The organism is Nocardioides carbamazepini, assembly GCF_024614185.1.
GTDB classification, from domain to species: Bacteria; Actinomycetota; Actinomycetes; order Propionibacteriales; family Nocardioidaceae; genus Nocardioides; species Nocardioides carbamazepini.
The window spans coordinates 311,370-329,777 of the sequence record NZ_JAHTLF010000018.1 but is presented as its reverse complement, the minus strand read 5'-3'; the positions used below and the strand labels follow the sequence as shown (position 1 = coordinate 329,777).

General features: G+C 73.7%; 15 protein-coding genes. 8 read left to right on the top strand and 7 right to left on the bottom strand.

All coding sequences use genetic code 11. The annotated features are described in order from the left end of the window. The first annotated feature begins 89 nt into the window (after positions 1–89). Complete coding sequence (locus tag KVF89_RS20295) at positions 90–1,238, top strand: zinc-binding dehydrogenase (protein WP_257428108.1); 1,149 nt, start codon at positions 90–92, stop codon at positions 1,236–1,238. 199 nt (positions 1,239–1,437) lie between these two features. Here KVF89_RS20295 and KVF89_RS20290 read toward each other — a convergent pair whose 3' ends face one another. After that, positions 1,438–3,159, bottom strand: coding sequence for an FAD-binding dehydrogenase (locus KVF89_RS20290; RefSeq protein ID WP_257428106.1), 1,722 nt, complete (start codon positions 3,157–3,159; stop codon positions 1,438–1,440). A 170-nt stretch (positions 3,160–3,329) separates the two neighbouring features. Here KVF89_RS20290 and KVF89_RS20285 point away from each other — a divergent pair, with 170 nt between their 5' ends. Continuing rightward, a complete protein-coding gene (locus KVF89_RS20285) occupies positions 3,330–6,347 on the top strand; it encodes an MMPL family transporter (RefSeq protein ID WP_257428105.1) in 3,018 nt (1,005 codons plus the stop codon). Beyond that, on the top strand, positions 6,344–6,931 hold the full coding sequence (locus tag KVF89_RS20280) for a TetR/AcrR family transcriptional regulator (protein WP_257428103.1): 588 nt from the start codon (positions 6,344–6,346) through the stop codon (positions 6,929–6,931). The genes KVF89_RS20285 and KVF89_RS20280 overlap by 4 nt, the downstream gene beginning before the upstream one ends. A gap of 96 nt (positions 6,932–7,027) precedes the next feature. Here the strand turns inward: KVF89_RS20280 and KVF89_RS20275 are convergent, their stop codons facing one another. Then, entirely contained in the window at positions 7,028–8,614 is a 1,587-nt protein-coding gene (locus KVF89_RS20275; RefSeq protein WP_257428102.1) for an adenylate/guanylate cyclase domain-containing protein, read from the bottom strand. 47 nt (positions 8,615–8,661) lie between these two features. On the opposite strand from KVF89_RS20275, the gene KVF89_RS20270 reads away from it, so the two are divergent. Both KVF89_RS20270 and KVF89_RS20265 read left to right on the top strand, forming a co-directional pair. Then, positions 8,662–9,153 (top strand): nuclear transport factor 2 family protein, encoded by a 492-nt coding sequence (locus KVF89_RS20270; RefSeq protein WP_257428101.1) that lies wholly within the window; start codon positions 8,662–8,664, stop codon positions 9,151–9,153. Then, positions 9,150–9,698 carry a PGPGW domain-containing protein gene (locus KVF89_RS20265; protein WP_257428100.1) on the top strand — a complete coding sequence of 183 codons (549 nt, stop codon included), beginning with the start codon at positions 9,150–9,152 and terminating at the stop codon, positions 9,696–9,698. The genes KVF89_RS20270 and KVF89_RS20265 overlap by 4 nt, the downstream gene beginning before the upstream one ends. Before the next feature lie 63 nt (positions 9,699–9,761). Here the strand turns inward: KVF89_RS20265 and KVF89_RS20260 are convergent, their stop codons facing one another. The 5 genes from KVF89_RS20260 to KVF89_RS20240 all read right to left on the bottom strand — a co-directional run bounded on the left by KVF89_RS20260 (position 9,762) and on the right by KVF89_RS20240 (position 15,501). Next, the gene (locus tag KVF89_RS20260) at positions 9,762–11,267 is read right to left on the bottom strand and encodes an Ig-like domain repeat protein (protein WP_257428098.1); all 1,506 of its coding nucleotides are present in this window, start codon (positions 11,265–11,267) and stop codon (positions 9,762–9,764) included. Beyond that, positions 11,264–11,971 carry a hypothetical protein gene (locus KVF89_RS20255; RefSeq protein WP_257428097.1) on the bottom strand — a complete coding sequence of 236 codons (708 nt, stop codon included), beginning with the start codon at positions 11,969–11,971 and terminating at the stop codon, positions 11,264–11,266. The genes KVF89_RS20260 and KVF89_RS20255 overlap by 4 nt, the downstream gene beginning before the upstream one ends. A gap of 169 nt (positions 11,972–12,140) precedes the next feature. Beyond that, positions 12,141–12,824, bottom strand: a complete 684-nt coding sequence (locus tag KVF89_RS20250) for a response regulator transcription factor (RefSeq protein ID WP_257428095.1) — start codon at positions 12,822–12,824, stop codon at positions 12,141–12,143. Continuing rightward, positions 12,821–14,869: a sensor histidine kinase gene (locus tag KVF89_RS20245; RefSeq protein ID WP_257428093.1), complete on the bottom strand. Its 2,049-nt coding sequence runs from the start codon at positions 14,867–14,869 to the stop codon at positions 12,821–12,823. The genes KVF89_RS20250 and KVF89_RS20245 overlap by 4 nt, the downstream gene beginning before the upstream one ends. Before the next feature lie 125 nt (positions 14,870–14,994). Beyond that, positions 14,995–15,501 carry a hypothetical protein gene (locus KVF89_RS20240; protein ID WP_257428091.1) on the bottom strand — a complete coding sequence of 169 codons (507 nt, stop codon included), beginning with the start codon at positions 15,499–15,501 and terminating at the stop codon, positions 14,995–14,997. Positions 15,502–15,629: 128 nt separating this feature from the next. On the opposite strand from KVF89_RS20240, the gene KVF89_RS20235 reads away from it, so the two are divergent. From KVF89_RS20235 to KVF89_RS20225, 3 genes are read left to right on the top strand one after another with little or no spacing between them, the layout of a single operon-like run. Further along, the gene (locus tag KVF89_RS20235) at positions 15,630–16,214 is read left to right on the top strand and encodes a sugar O-acetyltransferase (RefSeq protein WP_257428089.1); all 585 of its coding nucleotides are present in this window, start codon (positions 15,630–15,632) and stop codon (positions 16,212–16,214) included. Positions 16,215–16,237: 23 nt separating this feature from the next. Beyond that, entirely contained in the window at positions 16,238–17,194 is a 957-nt protein-coding gene (locus KVF89_RS20230) for a patatin-like phospholipase family protein (RefSeq protein ID WP_257428087.1), read from the top strand. Between the two features lie 12 nt (positions 17,195–17,206). Then, the gene (locus KVF89_RS20225; RefSeq protein ID WP_257428086.1) at positions 17,207–18,400 is read left to right on the top strand and encodes a TetR/AcrR family transcriptional regulator; all 1,194 of its coding nucleotides are present in this window, start codon (positions 17,207–17,209) and stop codon (positions 18,398–18,400) included. The last annotated feature ends 8 nt before the right edge of the window (positions 18,401–18,408 follow it).

The window sequence follows — 18,408 nt, the reverse complement described above, 5'->3', positions numbered from 1 at the left end:
AGGGGCCCATCCCCCCAGTGCGCGGCCCGGGTGAGAATTCCCGGGCCGCGTCGTTTTTGGGGCCGGACGCCGGACGGCATGATGTCCGCATGCGTGCCGTCGTGTGCCACCGGGCCGAGCTCACCGTCGAGGATCTCCCCGACCTGACACCCGAGCAGGGGCAGGTGCTGATCGACGTGGAGCGGTGCGGGATCTGCGGCTCCGACCTGCACGCCCGGGTGCACTGCGACGAGACGGCGGCCGACGTGGCCGAGCTCGGCTACGACCACTTCATGCGCTCGACGGACCGGGTCGTGATGGGACACGAGTTCGTCGGCACCGTCGCGGACTACGGTCCGCGCACCCGCAAGGCGTTCCCGGTCGGCACCCGGGTCGTCGCCCTGCCGGTGCTGCGCGCCGGCGGGTCCGTCCACCTCACCGGGCTGAGTGCGCTGGCCTCGGGCGGGTACGCCGAGCAGGTGCTCGCCGTGCCGTCGATGACCCTGCGCGTCCCGGATGGCCTCGACGCGGAGGCCGCCGCCCTCACCGAGCCGATGGCGGTCGCCCTGCACGCCGTACGCCGCGGCGAGGTCGGCGCGAAGGACACGGCCGTCGTGATCGGCTGCGGTCCGATCGGGCTCGCCGTGATCGCGATGCTCAAGGCCACCGGGGTGCGCCACGTCATCGCCAGCGACTTCTCCGCTGGCCGTCGCGCCCTGGCGGAGCGGATGGGCGCCGACGTCGTCGTCGACCCCGCCGAGGAGTCACCGTGGGCGTCGTTCGCCGCGTCGAAGCGCTATCTCACCGAGGCGATCGCCCTCGCCGAGATGGGCATCGACGCGATGGACAAGCTGCGCGCCGTCCCCCTCCTGCCGTGGGCGCACGTCCTGCGCGCCGCCGAGAAGGCCGGCGCCACCCCGCGGGGGCCGGTCGTCTTCGAGTGCGTCGGCATCCCCGGCATGATCGAGCACGTCGTCGCCAACGCCCCGCTCCTGTCGCGGGTGGTCGTCGTGGGCGTGTGCATGGGCGAGGACACCTTCCGCCCGTCGATGGCGATCAACAAGGAGATCGACCTGCGCTTCGCCTTCGCCTACGACCCCAGCGAGTTCCACCAGACGCTGCAGTGGATCGCCTCCGGCAAGGTGGACGTGCGTCCGCTCGTGACGGGTACGGTCGGGCTGGACGGCGTCGCCGGTGCCTTCGAGGACCTCGGCGACCCCGAGCGGCACGCGAAGATCCTGGTGGACCCCGCCCGTTGAGTCGCCCCATCTGACCCGTTGAGTTGCCGCATCTGACCTATTGAGTTGCCCCATCTGACCCGTCGAACTGCCGATCCCACGGGTCGGGGCGGCGACTCGATAGGTCAGATGGGCCGACTCAGGGGGTCAGAACGGCCGACTCAACGGGTCAGAACGGCCGACTCAACGGGTCAGATGCGGCGACTCAACGGCGGCGGGTTCAGTTGCGGGCGATGGCGCGCCCGGCGGCCCGTCCCGAGAAGATGCAGCCGCCGAGGAAGGTGCCCTCCAGGGCGTTGTAGCCGTGCACGCCGCCGCCACCGAACCCGGCGACCTCGCCGGCGGCGTACAGACCCGGGATCGCGGTCCCGGACCCGTCGACGACCTGGGAGGACAGGTCGGTGGCGACGCCGCCGAGGGTCTTGCGGGTCAAGATGTTGAGGCGTACGGCGATGAGCGGGCCGTGCTCGGGGTCGAGGACCTTGTGCGGCTTGGCCACCCGGATCAGCCGGTCGGTGCGGGAGCGGCGGGCGTTGGCGATCGCCATCAGCTGGAAGTCCTTGCTGAACCCGTTGTCGAGCTCGGCGTCGCGGGCCTCGATCTGGCGGCGGAGCACCGCTGCGTCGAGATGCGGGCCGCGGGCCGGGGAGTCGCCGTCGACGATGGCGTTCATGCCGTCGACCAGGTCCTCGAGCGAGGTGGCGACGACGAAGTCGAGGCCGTCGGTCTTGAACCGCTCGACCGGGGCGGGGGCGCCCTTCGCGAGCCGGGCCCGGAGCATCACCTTGAGGTCCTTGCCGGTGATGTCGGGGTTCTGCTCGGAGCCGGAGAGCGCGAACTCCTTCTCGATGATCGACTGGGTGAGCACGAACCACGTGTAGTCGTAGCCGGTCGCGCCGATGGTGGCGAGCGTGCCGAGGCTGTCGAACCCGGGATAGTTGGGCGCGGGCAGCCGCTGCCCGGTCGCGTCGAACCACAGTGAGGACGGCCCGGGGATGACCCGGATGGCATGGTCGGGCCAGACCGGGTCCCAGTTGTGGATGCCCTCCGTGTAGTGCCACATCCGGTCCGGGTTGACCAGCCGGGCACCCGCGGCCTGGGCGATCGCGAGACCACGCCCGTCGACGTACGCCGGCACGCCGCTGATCATGTGCGCCGGAGCGGGACCGAGCCGATCGGCCGGCCAGTTCGCCCGGATCAGCTCGTGGTTGTGGCCGATGCCGCCCGTGGTGACCACGACGGCCGGCGCCCGCAGCTCGAAGGCGTCGACCTCGACGCGCGAGGACGCGAAGCCCCGCTCGGCCGACGACGGCTCGAGGACCGCCCCGCTGACGCCGACCACGGCGTCGCCGTCCTTGACCAGGGTGTCGACGCGGTGCCGGAACCCGAAGCGCACCAGGCCCTGCTCCTCGGCCGCCAGGACCGGTTCGAGGAAGACCCGCACCACCTCGGGGCCGGTGCCCCAGGTGAGGTGGAAGCGGGGCACGGAGTTCCCGTGGCCCGCCGCGTCGCCACGCCCGCGCTCGGCCCAGCCGACGAAGGGCAGCACCTTGAGGCCCAGCTCGCGCAGGTAGGCGCGCTTCTCGGTGGCGGCGAAGCGGACGTACGCCTCGGCCCACTGTCGCGCCCAGTGGTCCTGCCCCGGGCTGCCGTCGGGCTCGGTGTCGGTGCGGTCGAAGCCCGCCGAGCCCTGCCAGTCCTGCCAGGCCAGCTCGACGGAGTCCTTGATGCCCATCCGCCGCTGCTCGGGGGAGTCGACGAGGAACAGCCCGCCCAGCGACCAGAACGCCTGCCCGCCGAGGTTGGCGCGGTTCTCCTGGTCCAGCACCAGTACCCGCTTGCCGGCCCGGGTCGCCTCGTAGGTCGCCACCAGCCCGGCCAGGCCGGCGCCCACGACGATCGCGTCCGGCTCGAATCCCTGCTCCACGCTGCCCGTACTCACGCGGGGAGCCTGCCACACCGCCGGTGGCGGCCCCTTGCAACTGAGGGTCACAGCGCCAGAAGTGGTGCAACAACGCCCGGGTAGGAGCAGTAGCACGTAGTTGCCAAGCGTGATGTGGCCCGCGCCACACCTCCTTGCCACTGGCAAGGAACCGGTTCTAGTTTCCAGGGGTGCCCGCTCAGCGCGACCAGGTCGCCCACTACGCCCGGTTCGTCGTACGACGGGCCGGGTGGGTGGTGCTCGCCTGGCTGGCGCTGACCGCGGTGATGAACGTGGCGGTGCCACAGCTGGAGGAGATCGCCGGCCGCGACTCCTCGCCGATGGTGCCGAAGGACGCACCGTCGATGCGGGCGGTCGAGCTGATGAACGAGCAGTTCAGCAGCGGCGACAGCGAGAGCTTCATCGTCGTCGCGATGGAGCGCACCGCGGGGCTGACCCGGGCGGACCGGGCGTACGCCGAGTCGCTCGTGACCGAGCTCGCGAAGGACAGCGACGACGTCGCGTTCGTGCAGGACGTGCGGGACCCCGCGCTGCGCAAGGCACTGACCAGCGAGGACCGGCAGGCGCGCTACCTGCTGGTCGGCATCACGGGCGCGACGGGCGCGCCGTCGTCGCTGCGCCAGGTCGCCGCCGTACGTGAGGTCGTCGGCGAGCAGGCTCCGACCGGGCTCACCGTCGAGGTCACCGGGCCGACCGCGACGGTGGTCGACCTCGCCACCGAGACCGAGCACAGCGTCGTCCGGATCACCATCGTCACGATCGGCCTGATCGCACTGATCCTGTTCCTGATCTACCGGTCGTTCGCGATCCCGGTGCTGATCCTGACCGTCGTCGGGCTCGGCCTCGGGCTCGGACGGGCGGTGGTGGCGTGGTGCGGACTGCACGACGTCTTCGCGGTCTCGACCTTCAGCGGATCCTTCCTGACCGCCATCGTGCTCGGCGCCGGCACGGACTACGCCGTCTTCCTCGTCGCGCGCTACCACGAGCAGCGGCGGCTCGGCATCGAGCCGACGCGGGCCGCCGCGATCGCCGCCACCCGGGTCGGCTCCGTGATCGCGGGCTCGGCGGTGACCGTCGTCCTCGCCACCCTCGCCATGGCGCTCGCCGACCTCGGCTTCTTCAACACCACCGGACCGGCGGTCGCCGTCAGCATCGCGGTCAACCTGCTCGTCAGCCTCACCCTGACCCCCGCTCTCCTCGCCCTGGCGGGTCGCCGCGGCTGGGCCGAGCCGCGCACCTCCCGGGCCGCCGGCGTCTGGCAGCGGGTGGCCGACCTGGTCGCCGCGCACCCGGCCCGGATGCTCACCGCGTCGCTCGTGCCGCTGGCGGTGCTGGCGGCCCTGTTCCCCCTCGCCGACCTGTCGTACGACGTGCGCGAACCGCTCCCGGACGGCGCCGAGAGCAACCGGGGCTATGCCCTGCTCGCGCGGCACTTCCCGGTCAACGAGGTGCTGCCCGACTACGTGCTCGTGCGGGCCGACCACGACCTGCGCACCAGCAAGGACCTCGCCGTCCTCGAGCGCGCCGCCGCCGCGGCCGCCCAGCACGACGGCGTCGTCCTGGTGCGCAGCGTGACCCGGCCGCTCGGCGTACCCATCGCGGAGGCGTCGGTCGCCCACCAGGCGGGTCTGGTCGGCGACGAGCTCGGCCGGGCGCAGGGTCAGGTCGCCGAGGGTGCGAGCGGAGCGGACGAGCTGGCCGCCGGCGCGGGCCAGCTCGACGACGGGGCCGGGCGGCTCGCCGACGGCGCGGGCCGGGCGGTCGAGGGCGCCGACCGGATCGCCGCCTCGACGGGCAAGCTGACGACGGGGATGACGCAGCTGCTCGACGGCGCGGACGCGGCGATCACCGGGACCGGAGACCTGCGCGCCGGCGCGAGCGGCCTCGCCGACGGGCTGGAGGTCGCCGCGGGCCAGGTGGAGGTCGCCGTCGACGGGCTCGCGCTGGTGTACGACGCGCTCGCCACCAAGAGCCTCACCTGCGGACTGGACCCGGCCTGCCGGCAGGCGCGCACCGGGCTGAGGCAGATCTGGGAGGCCGAGCGCGACCAGCTGCTGCCCGGCCTGCAGGAGGCGGCGAAGGGCGCCCGGTCGCTCGCGGACGGTACCGGCGACCTGCAGTCCGGCCTGCAGCAGCTGCGGTCCGGACTGGCCAAGGCGCGCAAGGGCAGCCGGCAGCTCGCCGACGGTCAGCGGGTGTTCGCCGACCGTCTCGGCGACCTGTCCACCGGCGCCGAGCAGCTGGCCGAGGGAGCCGGGCGCCTGCACGGCGGGACGCGGGAGGTCGCGGCCTCCCTGCCGGAGCTCGAGGACGGCCTCGAGGCCGCCGCGCGGCACCTGCGCGAGACCCGGTCCGGGGCGGACGACCCGGTCAGCGGCGGGTTCTTCCTGCCGCCGACCGCCCTGGCGGACCAGGACTTCGCCGCCGCCATGCAGCTCTACCTGTCGCCGGACGGTCGCACCGCGCGGTTCGCCGTCCTCGGCTCGACCGACGCCTTCGGCCCCGAGGCCTCCGACCGGGTCGACGAGATCCGCACCATCGTGGAGACCTCCTTCAACGGCACCCGGCTCGACGACGCCGAGGTCGTCACCACCGGCATGGCGAGCACCAACGCCGACCTGCGGCGCTACTCGGTGTCCGACCTTCAGGTGATCGCCGGCTTCGCGCTGGTGGCCGTCTTCCTCGTGCTGCTCCTGCTGCTGCGCAGCCTGGTCGCGGCGTTCGCGCTGATGGCGACCGTCGTGTTGTCGTACGGCGCCGCGATCGGCCTCTCGGTGCTCGTGTGGCAGTACGGCCTCGGCATCCAGCTGGACTGGACCGTCGCGGCGGTCGCGTTCGTCGTCCTCGTCGCCGTCGGCGCCGACTACAACCTGCTGCTGACCAAGCGGATGCACGAGGAGGCGCCCGACGGGTCGGCCGCCGGGATCGCCCGGGCCACCGCCGTCACCGGCGGCGTGATCACATCGGCGGGCGTGATCTTCGCGGTGTCGATGATGGCGCTGCTGGCCGGGCGGGTCACGACCATCGGCCAGGTCGGCTTCACCATCGCGGTCGGGCTGCTCCTCGACACCTTCGTGGTCCGCTCGCTGCTGGTGCCGGCCCTGGCCACCGTGCTGGGCAGGCGGCTCTGGTGGCCGCAGCGGTCGGCGCGGGACGGGGCGCGGGATGAGGCAGGATCGGCGGCATGAGGAATGCCGACCTGCGCCAGCGACTGCTTCGCGCGGCCGAGCAGGAGATCGCGGCGTGCGGGCTGGCCAAGGCCAGCCTCCGCGCGATCGCTCGCCGGGTGGGCGTCTCCCACCAGGCCACGGCGCACCACTTCGACGACCGGGCCGGACTGTTCACGGCGCTGGCGGTCGAGGGCTTCGAGCTGCTGCTCGACCGGACTCGTTCGGCCGTGTCCGACCTGTCGGCCGAGGGCGGGAGGCAGGTGGTCGCCTCGGCCGTCGCCTACGTCGAGTTCGCCGCGTCCCGGCCGACCATGTTCGACGTCATGTTCCGGCCCGAGCTGCTGCACGCCGCCGACCCGCGTCTCCGCGCCGCCCGGCTCGAGCACCGGGTGCTGCTGCGTGAGCTGGTCGGCACCGCCCAGGCCACGGGCTGGGCCGCGTCCGTGCCGACCGAGGAGCTGGCCACCGTCGGCTGGGCCGCCGTGCACGGGCTCGCCGTCCTCCAGCGTGACGCCCAGCTGACCGACGTGCCCACCGGGGTGCACGTCGACCCGGCGCGGCTGCTGGCGCAGGTGGGTCAGGCGCTCGACGCGCTGGCGTGACGGGTGTATGAATCGCCGCTGAAGCGGCGATTCATACGGACCTCTTGACTGCTGCCTGCGCTTCTTGCCCGGTGCAAAGGCCAGGAAGCGCAGGAATCACCTCTGAACCGGCGATTCCTGCAGCACCGCGAGCCGGGTCGGCCCCGACCGTCCCCGCAGCACCGTCTCGCCGTGCTCGACCCACCGGGCGGCCTCCGTCCCGTCGGCGGCGGTCACGGAGTCCCAGGACGCGAGCACCCGGCCGGGGGCGTCCTTGGCGAGGTCGGTGAGGCGGGCGGCGGAGTTCACGGCGTCGCCGATGACGGTGTACTCGAAGCGCTGCTCGTGGCCGACATTGCCGGCGACGACCTGACCGGTGGCGACGCCGATCCCGGCCTCCACCTCGGGCACCTCGGTGGCCAGCCGGGCGGCCATCGCCCGGGCCGCGGCGAGGGCGGCGGTGGCATGGTCGGGCAGCTCGACCGGGGCGCCGAAGATCGCCAGCACCGCGTCGCCGATGAACTTGTTGACCAGGCCGTGCTGGCGATCGACCTCGTCGACGACCACTCCGAAGAAGCGGTTGAGGACGGCGACCACCTCGGTGGGCCCGTGCTGCGTCGCGTACGTCGTCGAGCCGATCAGGTCGACGAAGAGCACCGAGCACACCCGGGTCTCCCCGCCGAGCTCGATCTCGCCGGCACCCAGCGCCGCCGCGGCGGCCGCGACCTCCTCGCCGACATGGCGGCCGAACAGGTCGCGGATCTGCTCGCGCTCCCGCAGGCCGTGGACCATCGAGTTGAAGCCGCTCTGCAGCTGCCCGAGCTCGGTGCCGTCGTACACGACGATGTCGGCGTCCAGCCGGCCGTGCTCGACCTCCTGCATCGCGTCGCGGACCGACAGCAGCGGTGCGACCACGGAGCGGGCGTTGAGGTCGGTGAGCAGGAACCCGAAGACCAGCACGATCCCGCACACGATGATGGTCACCACCGCGAGCTGTGCGAGCGTCGCGTCCGACCCGGCCGGGGTGAGCGCGAGGATCGCGGCGATGAGCAGGCCGACGATCGGGGCGCCGGTGCCGAGGGTCCAGAAGATCGCCATCCGCGGACCGACGCCGACGCCGCGCACCCGTTGGGTCACCTTGACGTCGGCGAGCGCACGGGCCGCGATCGGGCGCAGCGTGAACTCGGTCAGCAGGTAGGCGATGCCGGACACCACGACGGCACCGATCCCGACGGTCAGGCCGGTGCCGATGGCTCGTGCGGGCTGCAGCACGACCGTCAGGACCGTGAACAGGATCGTCCCCACCAGCCAGATGGAGAACTGGGCGGAGGTCAGCGAGAGGGGGACGCGCAGGGCCCGGGCCCGCTGGGAGTGGCCGGGGTCGATCTCGGACTGGGTCGCCCACCGCAGCGCGCGCAAGGAGGACGTCGTCCCCCAGATCGCGCCGACGATGGCGGCCAGCACGACATAGGACGGGATCGCGATCGCCAGGGCCAGCACCATCGCCCGGTTGGGCGAGGGCGAGGGGATGGCCCAGGTGTTGATGACGAACACGACGAGCGCGCCGACGAGGTTGGTCGTCACCAGCATCACCGTCAGCAGCACCTGGATCCGGATCCGCAGCTGGCGGGGCCCCTGGTCGCGCGGGCCGAGGATCCGGGACCCGAACGGGCCGCGTCGGAGGGAGGGCGACCGACGTGGCATGGCCCGAAGCGTAGTGCTGGTTGTCCCCCTCTGATTGGATCGGCGACATGAGCGCCGCCGAGATCACCGAGGCCTATGCCGCCTTCCACGAGAAGGTCGCCGGCTTCGTCGCGACCGGCGACTGGTCCGGGTACGCCGACCTGTTCACCCCCGACGCCGTCTACGTCGAGCACGCGATGGGCACGTTCACCGGCCGCGACGAGATCCGGGACTGGGCGGTGCGGACGATGACGTCGTACCCCGGCCGGATGATGCCGGGCTTCCCCATCTCCTGGCAGGTCGTCGACGCGGAGCAGGGCCGGCTGGTCTGCGAGGTGCTCAACCCGATGCCGGATCCCGGCGACGGGACGATGCTGACCGAGCCCAACATCACGATCATGACGTACGCCGGGGACGGGCTCTTCTCACGGGAGGAGGACGTCTACAACCCGCTCCGCTTCCACGCGATGGCCCAGAGGTGGGCGCGGATCGCGGCCGAGCACGGCCGTGCCGACGAGGACGTGCTGGCCTGGCTCGACAGGTTCGGGGGTGGCCGGTGACCGGCGCGGCGAAGCGGATCCTGCTGGAGGTCCTCGGCTGGGTCCTGCTGCTGGCCGGCGTCGCCGCCCTGGTGCTGCCCGGGCCCGGTCTGCTGCTGATGGCGGGCGGCCTGGCCGTGCTGTCGCAGCAGTACACCTGGGCCGAGCGGCTCCTCGACCCGGTGATGCTGCGGGCGCTGCGGGCCGCGGCGGAGGGGGTGGAGACCCGGCCGCGGGTGATCATGTCCACGCTCGGGGCCCTGGGCATCGGCGCCTTCGGCGTGCTGTGGCTGGTTGCCCCGGACGCGCCGGGCTGGTGGCCGATCGCGGAGCGCTGGTGGCTGCCGGGCGGCATGTGGACCGGGATCACGCTGCTGCTGTCGTGTGTCATCGCGCTGGCGCTGATCGTCTACTCCTACCGCCGATTCCACGGCAAGCCGGAGGCGGTCGCCGCCCTGGATGGCCGGATCGACGAGGCCGATGCCGACGCGCACGAGCAGCGTGACCGGCTGCGCGAGAGGGGCCACGGCGAGCGCCGTCACCAGGACGGCGAGGACGGTCCCTGACGGACCGGACCGGGGCGGCGGCGCGCCACCCCGGTCCGGATCCTCCTCATCGTTCGAGCGAGCTCAGCGGACCTTCGCCCGGACCGTGGTGCCGGCGGCCTCGACCGCCGCCGAGCCGCCGTACGCGATCGCCAGCTTCGCCTTGCCGCGCGGGAGCCGCTTGAGCACCAGCGTCGCTCGGCCGTTCTTCAGGACCGCCGTGCCGAGGACCTTCTTGCCGCGCCGGACGACGACCGTGCCGTCGGGAACGGCGCCCGACGCGGTCACCGCGACCTTCAACTTGACCTTGCCGCGCGCCTTCGCCTTCGCCTTGGCCTCGACCTGGGCGGCGGCCCGGGCCACAGCTGCGGTACCGGCGCTCTGCAGGACCAGCGGCTCGAACTGCGGTCGCCGCACGGTCAGCCGCACGCTGAGCGACCGGCCGGCGTCCGCCGCCCCCGGACGGTACGACGCCCCGGTGGCCCCGGCGATCGGCTGGCCGTCGCGCAGCCACTGGTAGGTGTACGTGTCGGTCGTCGCCCGCTGGGGGAGCAGGGTCTCGACCCGGACCTCGGTGACGCCGGGAGCGACCGCGGTGAGCACGCCGCCGACCTTCGCCTCGCCGGTGATCCGCGCGGGCCCGTCGGCCTCGAGCGACTTCGCGATCGTCAGCGGGCTCGACGTGGCCGGGACGCCGTCGTGGTGCTCGAGGACCGGGACCGACGCGTAGTGGATCGTGCTGCCCGCGTCCTGCGGCCGCACCGTGTAGGTCGGCTCGGTGAAGCCGGTGAGCACGGAGCCGTTGCGGTACCACCGGTGCTCGACCGCCGTCGGCTCCGGGGCGAAGGTCGCGGGCGTCGCCGTCAGCGTCTCGCCCACCCGGGGCGCGCCGGAGATCGTCGGGGGCTGCTGGACGGTGAACGTGCCCCTCCGGACGTGGTAGGTCAACGTCGCCTGCCGGGCGTTGCCCACCGGGTCGGTGGTCGTGACGACGAGCGTGCGGGTGCCGGGGGTGCTGGTGTTCAACGGCGCGCCGTTGGCGACGCTGCCGTTGCAGGTGGCCACGCCGGAGTGTCCGTCCCAGCAGCTGAAGCCGCTGAGGACCCGCTGGCCGAGCGCGTACTCCGCGCCGTGACCCAGGTGAGCGGCGTACGTGATCGTCGGCGCGACCCGGTCGATGCCGACCCAGATCCGGGCCTCGGCGCGGTTGCCGTTGTTGTCGGTGGCGACGATGTCGATCTGGGTCGATCCCTCGTTGCTGACCGGGATGCTGCCGCGGTGGCCCTCGAACATCTCCTCGAGCTCGGTGGCGCCGGTCATCGTGTAGCTGACCTGTCCGACGCCGGAGCTGGCGCCACCGCCGGTGCCCTGGTCGACGACGAGGACCGGCACCGTGCGCGGTCCGGGGAACCAGCCGTCGACGCCGCCCGTCGGGTAGTCGATGTTGATCGTCGGCGGCGTCCGGTCGATCGCGCCGGGCACCGGGCCCGGGTCCTCCGGGTCCTCCGGGTCCATCGGCTGGGCCGCCGTGGGGCCGGCGACGAGCAGGGCGGCGGCGGTCAGCGCGCCGACGAAGCGGGTCCTTCTCATGACAGGTCCTCCTGGACGATGCGGCTGCGGCTCAGGGAGAGCCAGATGCCGACGAGTACGAAGCCGGGCAGGGCGATGAAGGGCAGGCCGGGTACGCCGGTGGCCGCGACGGCCGCGAACGCGAGCACGCAGACCAGGCCGGCCAGCACGGCCGGGCCTCGGGAGACCAGCCCCTCACGCAGGCCCATCCAGGCGACGCCACCGAGGGCGATGGCCAGCGGGAGCGCCGCGATGAACGGGCTGAAGTCGTTCATCACGTAGTAGGTGTAGAGGCCGGCGTCGTCGTAGGAGCCCTCTTCGATCGCGCCGTGCAGGTAGTTGCCGAGCGCGCCCTTCCAGCCGTAGGCCAGGGTCAGCGCGCCGGCCGCCGCGACGGCGCCGAAGGAGACGACGGAGGCGCCGATCGACCAGTCGTAGCGCTGGCTGACCCGGCGGCGCCACACCGCGGCGAACACCAGGAGGGCGGCGACGCAGAGGAAGCCGCCGAGGCCGCCGATGCGGAAGGGCAGATGGTCCAGCTCGGGGATGTCCGCCACGGAGACGGTGTGGTCCGTGGACCGCTGCTCCCCGGCGGGCCGCTGGTCGGTGAACAGGGTGCCGACCATGCCGAGCAGGCCGGCGGCGCTCATCCACAGCGGCCAGGCGTGGAAGCGTGAGGAGTCCACGGGCACGGGGGTCCCCCGTGGATCGGTGGCGAGTGACATGAGGGTCTGCTCTCTCGGGAGCGGCGCGCGTGCGCCGGCCGCCGTGCTCTACGGCGGTGACGTCACCCTCGTCCGCGCGGCAGCCCGGCCGACAGGTGCAGGCGTCCTCAGTCCGCCGGGCCGCCGGCCTCGGGAAACACGGACCAATCCCGCGTGCTGCGCGACGGCGCTATTGGTCCGTGTTCCCCTCGGGCCGGGTCACACCGATGCCGGCCTTGCGCGCCTTGACCACGAGCGCCGCCCGGTCGGTCACGTCCAGCTTGGTGAAGATCGCGTACACGTAGTTGCGCACCGTCTTGGTGGTGAGCACCAGCATCCGGGCGATGGTGGCGTTGTCGTGGCCACGCGCCACCAGCTCGAGGACGTCGCGCTCGCGCTCGGTGAGCTCGGCGAAGACGCCGCCGCGCGCGCTGCGTGCACCCGTCAGGAAGGCCACGGCCCGGCCGGCGACCTGGGGGCCGAGCATCACGGCGCCGCCGGCGATCGCTCGGACGGCGCTCTCGATCTCCTCTGGCTCCGCGCCCTTGACGAGATAGCCACGGGCACCGGCGCGCAGCGCGCCGAAGAGCGCCTCGTCGTCGCCGAACATGGTGATGACCAGGACGCCCGTCGCCGGGCGCCGCCGCAGGATCTCGCGGGTCGCGTTCGCGCCCGACCCGCCGCCCAGGTCGAGGTCCATGAGAACGACGTCGGGCGCCGTCGCGTCCACCACGGTGACCGCCTCGTCCTCGCTCGCGGCCTGCCCGACGACGTCGAAGCCGGTCTCCTCCAGCAGCGACGACATCCCGATCCGGAAGACCGGGTGGTCGTCGACGACGACGATCCGGATCCGGGCTGGATCGACCGGGCTCATGGCAGCACCATCCTCACGCGGGTTCCGGGGGTCTCCGGGCGAGACTCCACCACGACGCTGCCACCGAGCTCGTCGGCCCGCTCGCGCATCGATGTCAGACCGACCCCCACGCGGGGAGCGTCGCCGAGCCCGCAGCCGTCGTCGACGACGTCGAGTACGACGCCCCCGCCGGCCGGTGCGTCCACGGCGAGCTCGACCGTCTCGGCCCGGGCATGCCGGTAGACGTTCATGAGCGCCTCGGTCGCAACGTGGTAGACCGCTATCTGATGGCGGGTCCCGAGGATGGCCGTCGGGTCGACACGGGTCCGCACGTCCAGGCCGGCGCCGCGGAACCGTGTGGCGAGGACGTCGAGCGCGGCGGCGAGGTCGCCGTCGTCGAGCTGGGCCGGCAGGAGCGAGCGGGCCAGCATCCGGATGTCCTCGGTGCGCCGGGTCAGCTCGCCGCGCATCTCGTCCAGCAGCGCGGACGCACCCGGTGGGTCGTGACGCAGCCGGCGCTGCGCGGCCGCCAGGCCGAGGCCGACACCGGCGATGGCCGGCCCCAGGCTGTCGTGCAGCTCGCGGCGCAGCATCCGGCGCTCCTCGTGCCGCACCTCGCCGAGGCGCTCCGACGCGGCCTGCAGCCGCAGCTGGGACTGGACGAGGTCGAGACTGAGCGCGAGGACGTCGGACAGCGACCGGAGCACGCGCCGGGTGCGCCCGTCGAGGCGTTGCCCGGGTGCCGCCAGCGCGGTCAGGTCCCCGATGTGACGGTCGTCCACCACGAGCCGGACGCTCGCCCGGTGCTCGGCCGGGGCCCGGGGGCGGTCGGTTCCGCTGCTCACCTCGATCAGGGGCTCCGAGGCCGACACCACCGTCACCCGGCCCAGCCGCAGTCCGTCGCGGACGCTCTCGACGAGCGCCGGCAGCACGTCGTGCCGGCTCTCGCCCCGCACCTGCCGCCCGAGCTGGGTGAGCAGCCGGACCGGGTCCGCGGCACCTCCGTGCACGAGCCGGTCCACCCGGCCCTGCAACCCCTGGCGCAGCGGGTGGATCACCAGGGCCAGGCCGGCGACGACCAGGGTGCGGGCGGTGTCGTCGCTGACCGGGAGCAGCCGGATGGCGAGGCCCACCGACCCGACGTAGAGCAGCGCGACCACGGACGACAGCAGGGCCCACACGACGAGCCGGGGTACGACGACCTCGGAGCCGCGGTCCCAGGTGCGCAGCACGACCACGACCACGGACAGGCACAGCAGCACCTGGGCGACGGCGAGGATCGGCACCCCGAGCGGCTGGACGGAGGCCCGGCCCCAACCGGGCGGCCAGAGCTGGAGCACGGCCATGCCGGCGAACATCAGCGCGACAGCCGCCACCAGGACGCCGTACGCCCGGGCACCGTCGCGAGGCTCTCCCCGCCACTGCCGGACGACGTCCGCGACCGCGAGCAGGCCGACGACCCCGGCGACCCCCACGCACGGCCACGCCAGGTGCATCGCGGCCGTCCCCGTGGCGGTGCCGTCGAGCGAGAGCGGATTGGGGGGTGCGCCCGGCTGCTGGCTGATCGCCGTGAGCAGGGTGATGAGCCCGCTGGCGAGGACGCCGGTCGCCGCCAGCGCCCGCCGGACCGGGGTCAGCCGGTCCGGCCGCAGGAGCCACGGCAGCACCGTGATGGCCAGGAACCCACCGGGCGCGGAGAGCCAGCCGGACGCCTGCACGGCGAGCCCGGCGCCGGGCAGGCCCGGGTGGGTCCAGGTGAGGAGGCTCCACCCCAGCGCGGCCGCCGAGGCGGCGAAGCCGATCCCGATGAAGGCGGTGAGGGGGCCGGCCGGGTGGTGGCCGCGCCGCACGATCATGGCCGAGGTGGGCCCGGTGGTGAGGGCGACGAGGACGTAGAGCGCGAAGTAGCTCCGCTCGGCGTGCCACGGGACCTCGCCGAACGGTCCACCCGCCGCCAGCGTCATCGAGCCCGCAGCGAGGGCGAGACCCCAGGTCAGGGCGACGATCCCCAGCGCGCGGCGACGCCGCCCGACGTCGTCGGGCCGGCACCCGACGCGCTCGTCCATGGGCGGCATTGTGCTGGATCCGGTGGCCCGGCGGGCAAGGTCCGCAGTCCTCGTTCGCCCGGGCTGCCCGGTCCTGCCGTCCGGTCCCGCCGTCCGTCCCGCAGCCCAGTCCCGCAGCCCGGTCCTCAGGAGGCGTCGAACGCGAGCCGGAACCCGCCGTCGCGCGGGTCCACCTGGAAGCCCGCGTCGCCGGCGAGCCCGCTGACGACCTCGTGGCCGAGGCCGGGCGGCTCCTCGCGGGTCACGTCGTACCCCTCGGCACCGGCGAGCGCGTCCTCGTAGTGGTCGAGGACCGCGGCCGCCTCCTGGTCGGCGGCGTAGTCGACGGTCTGCACGCTGCCGTCGCCACCGGACACCGCGCACAGCACCGCGCCCGCGGGCGGCTCGGGCCAACCGGGCGGCAGCGCCGCGTCGGCCAGGTCCGGCTCGCCCCACGCCATCGGGAACGCCGCCTCGCACTCCTCGGGCACGCCCGAGTCCTCCTGGGCGTCCGCGAGCCGCTCCGTCGCCTCGCTGATCTCGTCGTCGGCGGTCCGGCCACCGGACGGGTCGTCGCCGCCGCAGGCCGTGAGTGCGAGCACACCGAGGACGACGGCGGTGGCCGCGGCGGGGCGGGCAAGGGTGATGGACATGGCTCTCCTCGTTCGGGCGTCCGTCCGCGGCGGTCGCGGAAGACCGAGGAGAGCCTCCCGGCGTGCACGACCCGGCATCGAGAGGCCGCGGTCCCCGAACGCTCGGGCCGTCGGGCAGGCTGGGACCCATGACCGGACGACCCGAGACCGACGGCCGCTCCATGCGGGAGCGGATGGATGACGGCGACCTCTACCTCGCCGACGACCCCGAGCTGATCGAGGCCTACGCCCGCGCGCAGGAGCTGACCGAGGCCTACAACGCGACCGGGGTCCGCGAGCGCGAGCGGCGTACGACGATCCTCGGCGAGCTCCTCGGCGCGATCGGCGAGGAGACAGCCGTCCGCCCGCCGTTGCGCGTCGACTACGGCCGTCAGGTGCGGATCGGAGCGCGGGCCTTCGTGAACTTCGGCCTGGTCGCCCTCGACGTCGCGCCGATCACGATCGGCGACGACGTGCAGATCGGGCCCAACGTCCAGCTGCTCACGCCGCTGCACCCGCTGGAGGCAGGGCTGCGCCGCGACAAGTGGGAGAACGCGTTGCCCATCGCGATCGGCGACAACGTCTGGTTGGGTGGCGGCGTGATCGTGTGCCCGGGCGTCACCATCGGCGCGAACACCGTCGTCGGCGCCGGCTCGGTCGTCACGCGCGACCTGCCGGCCGGCGTGCTGGCCGTCGGCAGCCCGGCCCGGGTGGTGCGCGAGCTGCCGGCATGAACTCCCTCCGTGACGATGCCGGGATGAGGCGGCCCGTGGGTGCCTCGCTCCTGGCCGTGCTCCGGGAGCGGCGACGCTCCGGCAGCCTGCCCGGACAGCGCGGTGACGGGCACCGGATCGCCCTCGCCATCGAGGGCGGCGGCAGCCGGGCGGCGTACTCGGCCGGGATGGCGCTGGCGATCGACGAGGCCGGCCTGACCGACGCGTTCGATGACGTCTACGGCACGTCCGGCGGTGCTCTCAACGGTGCCTGGCTGCTGACCGGCGAGGCCCGGCGCTGGATCCGCAGCTGGGCGTGGCCGGAGGTCGCCGCGGCGAGGGTGACCGATCCGCGACGCATCCTGCGTGGCGGGCCGGTGGTCGACCTCGGCCGCCTGGTGCACCACGTGTACGAGGAGATCACGCCGATGGACTTCGACGCCATCGTCGCCAACCCGATCGGCTTCCACCCGATCGCGACCGACGCCGCGACCGGGGCGGCGGCCGACCTGGCGTCGTACGTCACCGACCGGATCGGCGCCCAGACCGCGCTGCGGGCGAGCTCCTGCATCCCGCTGCTCGCCGGCCGTCCGGTGCGGCTCGGCGGCCGGACGTACGTCGACGGGGGACTCTCCGAGGGAGTGCCCTACCGCACCGCACTCGCGCAGGGCGCCACCCATGTGCTGGTCCTGCGCACCCGCCGGGCCGACCAGCGCGCCGTACCGCCGTCTCGGGTCGAGCGGATGCTGCTGGCGCCGTACTTCCTGCGCCACGGGCGGGCGGCCGGCGCGGCCCACATCGGACGGCATCGGACCTACGCCGAGGACGACCTCCAGCTCGCCGCGGGCACCACGGCCGACGTACCGACCCTCGTGGAGGTCCGTCCGCCGCTCGGCTCGCCCGACGTGACGCGGCTCAGTGGCGACCTCGGTGTCATCGACGACGCGATCGAGCGGGGGAGGGGCGCGATGGCCGCCTTCCTCGACGGGCCCTCGGGCTGAGGCGCGGGGATCGTGTCCGAGGAGGCGCCGCAGCGTCGGCCCCGCAACCGCAAGCAGCTGATCGTGGCCGCGGCGGCACGCCAGTTCGAGCAGGGCGGGTTCCACGACGTCGCGGTCGCCGACATCGCCGCGGAGGTGGGCATCACGGCCTCGGCGCTGTATCGCCACTTCCGCGGCAAGTCGGGGCTCCTCGCGGCCGCGGTCGAGCAGGAGATCGAGCTGCTCGAGCAGGCGTACGGCGGCGCGGCGGACCTGCCGGCGCTGCTGGACGCCGCCGCGACCCTCCTGCTGCGTCCGAACCGGCCGGGGAGCGTGTGGCAGCGCGGCCAGGTCTTCCTCGAGCCGGGATGCGCCGCGGAGCTGGAGGTGCGGTACCTCGCCGCGCTGGAGCCGCTGCGCCGGGCTGTCGTGGCGGCCGCGCCCGACAGCATCGGCCACGCCGACGCCGAGGCGCGCACCTGGGCCGTGCACTCCGTGCTGACCACGGGCCGCGCCTTCGAGCGGGCCCGGGTCGATCGCGACCGCACGCGACGGCTGCTGGTCGAGGCGGCCACCGCGGTGGCCGCGGTCGGGGAGCTCCTGCCCGGTCGTGCCGTCGTGCCCCGCGCGGTGGTCGGTCAGCGGGGCAGGCTGCGACCGGTGTCCCGGCGCGAGGCGGTGCTCTCGGCCGCCGTACGCCTGTTCGCCGAGCGGGGCTTCAGAGCCGTCGGCATGGACGACATCGGCGCCGCCGCCGGGATCTCCGGACCGACGCTCTATCACCACTTCCCCCGCAAGTCGGCACTCCTCGCCCACGTCATCACGCGCTGCCTCGACGCCATGCAGTTCGAACTCGCCGGCGTCCTCTCGTCCACCGATGACGCCGCCGAGGCGCTCGAGCAGGCGCTCGCGTCACTGGTACGCATCAACGTCGCCCAGGGGGATGCGCTGGCCGCGCTGTTCACCGAGGTCGTCCACGTCCCTGAGGACGAGCGGGCGCCGATCCGGCGGATGCAGCAGGACTACGTCGACGAGTGGGCCGTGCTGCTCGTCGCCTGCCGGCCCGAGCTGACGCGCCCCGACGCCCAGGCACTGGTGCGGTCGACCCAGACCGTCGTCAACACGATGCGCCTGCGCCTGCCCCTCGACGAGGCCGGCCAGCGGGCGGCGTTGCAGCGGATCGGCCGGGCGGTCCTCGGGACACGTTCCGCCGAACCCGGTCAGTAACCTCGGCC

Excerpts from the sequence above, each read along its gene's own strand:
- KVF89_RS20230 (WP_257428087.1), top strand. The coding sequence starts at position 16,238 with ATGAGGCGGCCCGTGGGTGCCTCGCTCCTGGCCGTGCTCCGGGAGCGG.
- KVF89_RS20240 (WP_257428091.1), bottom strand. The coding sequence starts at position 15,501 with ATGTCCATCACCCTTGCCCGCCCCGCCGCGGCCACCGCCGTCGTCCTC.
- KVF89_RS20280 (WP_257428103.1), top strand. The coding sequence starts at position 6,344 with ATGAGGAATGCCGACCTGCGCCAGCGACTGCTTCGCGCGGCCGAGCAG.
- KVF89_RS20270 (WP_257428101.1), top strand. The coding sequence starts at position 8,662 with ATGAGCGCCGCCGAGATCACCGAGGCCTATGCCGCCTTCCACGAGAAG.
- KVF89_RS20260 (WP_257428098.1), bottom strand. The coding sequence starts at position 11,267 with ATGAGAAGGACCCGCTTCGTCGGCGCGCTGACCGCCGCCGCCCTGCTC.
- KVF89_RS20235 (WP_257428089.1), top strand. The coding sequence starts at position 15,630 with ATGACCGGACGACCCGAGACCGACGGCCGCTCCATGCGGGAGCGGATG.
- KVF89_RS20275 (WP_257428102.1), bottom strand. The coding sequence starts at position 8,614 with ATGCCACGTCGGTCGCCCTCCCTCCGACGCGGCCCGTTCGGGTCCCGG.
- KVF89_RS20295 (WP_257428108.1), top strand. The coding sequence starts at position 90 with ATGCGTGCCGTCGTGTGCCACCGGGCCGAGCTCACCGTCGAGGATCTC.
- KVF89_RS20255 (WP_257428097.1), bottom strand. The coding sequence starts at position 11,971 with ATGTCACTCGCCACCGATCCACGGGGGACCCCCGTGCCCGTGGACTCC.
- KVF89_RS20250 (WP_257428095.1), bottom strand. The coding sequence starts at position 12,824 with ATGAGCCCGGTCGATCCAGCCCGGATCCGGATCGTCGTCGTCGACGAC.
- KVF89_RS20245 (WP_257428093.1), bottom strand. The coding sequence starts at position 14,869 with ATGGACGAGCGCGTCGGGTGCCGGCCCGACGACGTCGGGCGGCGTCGC.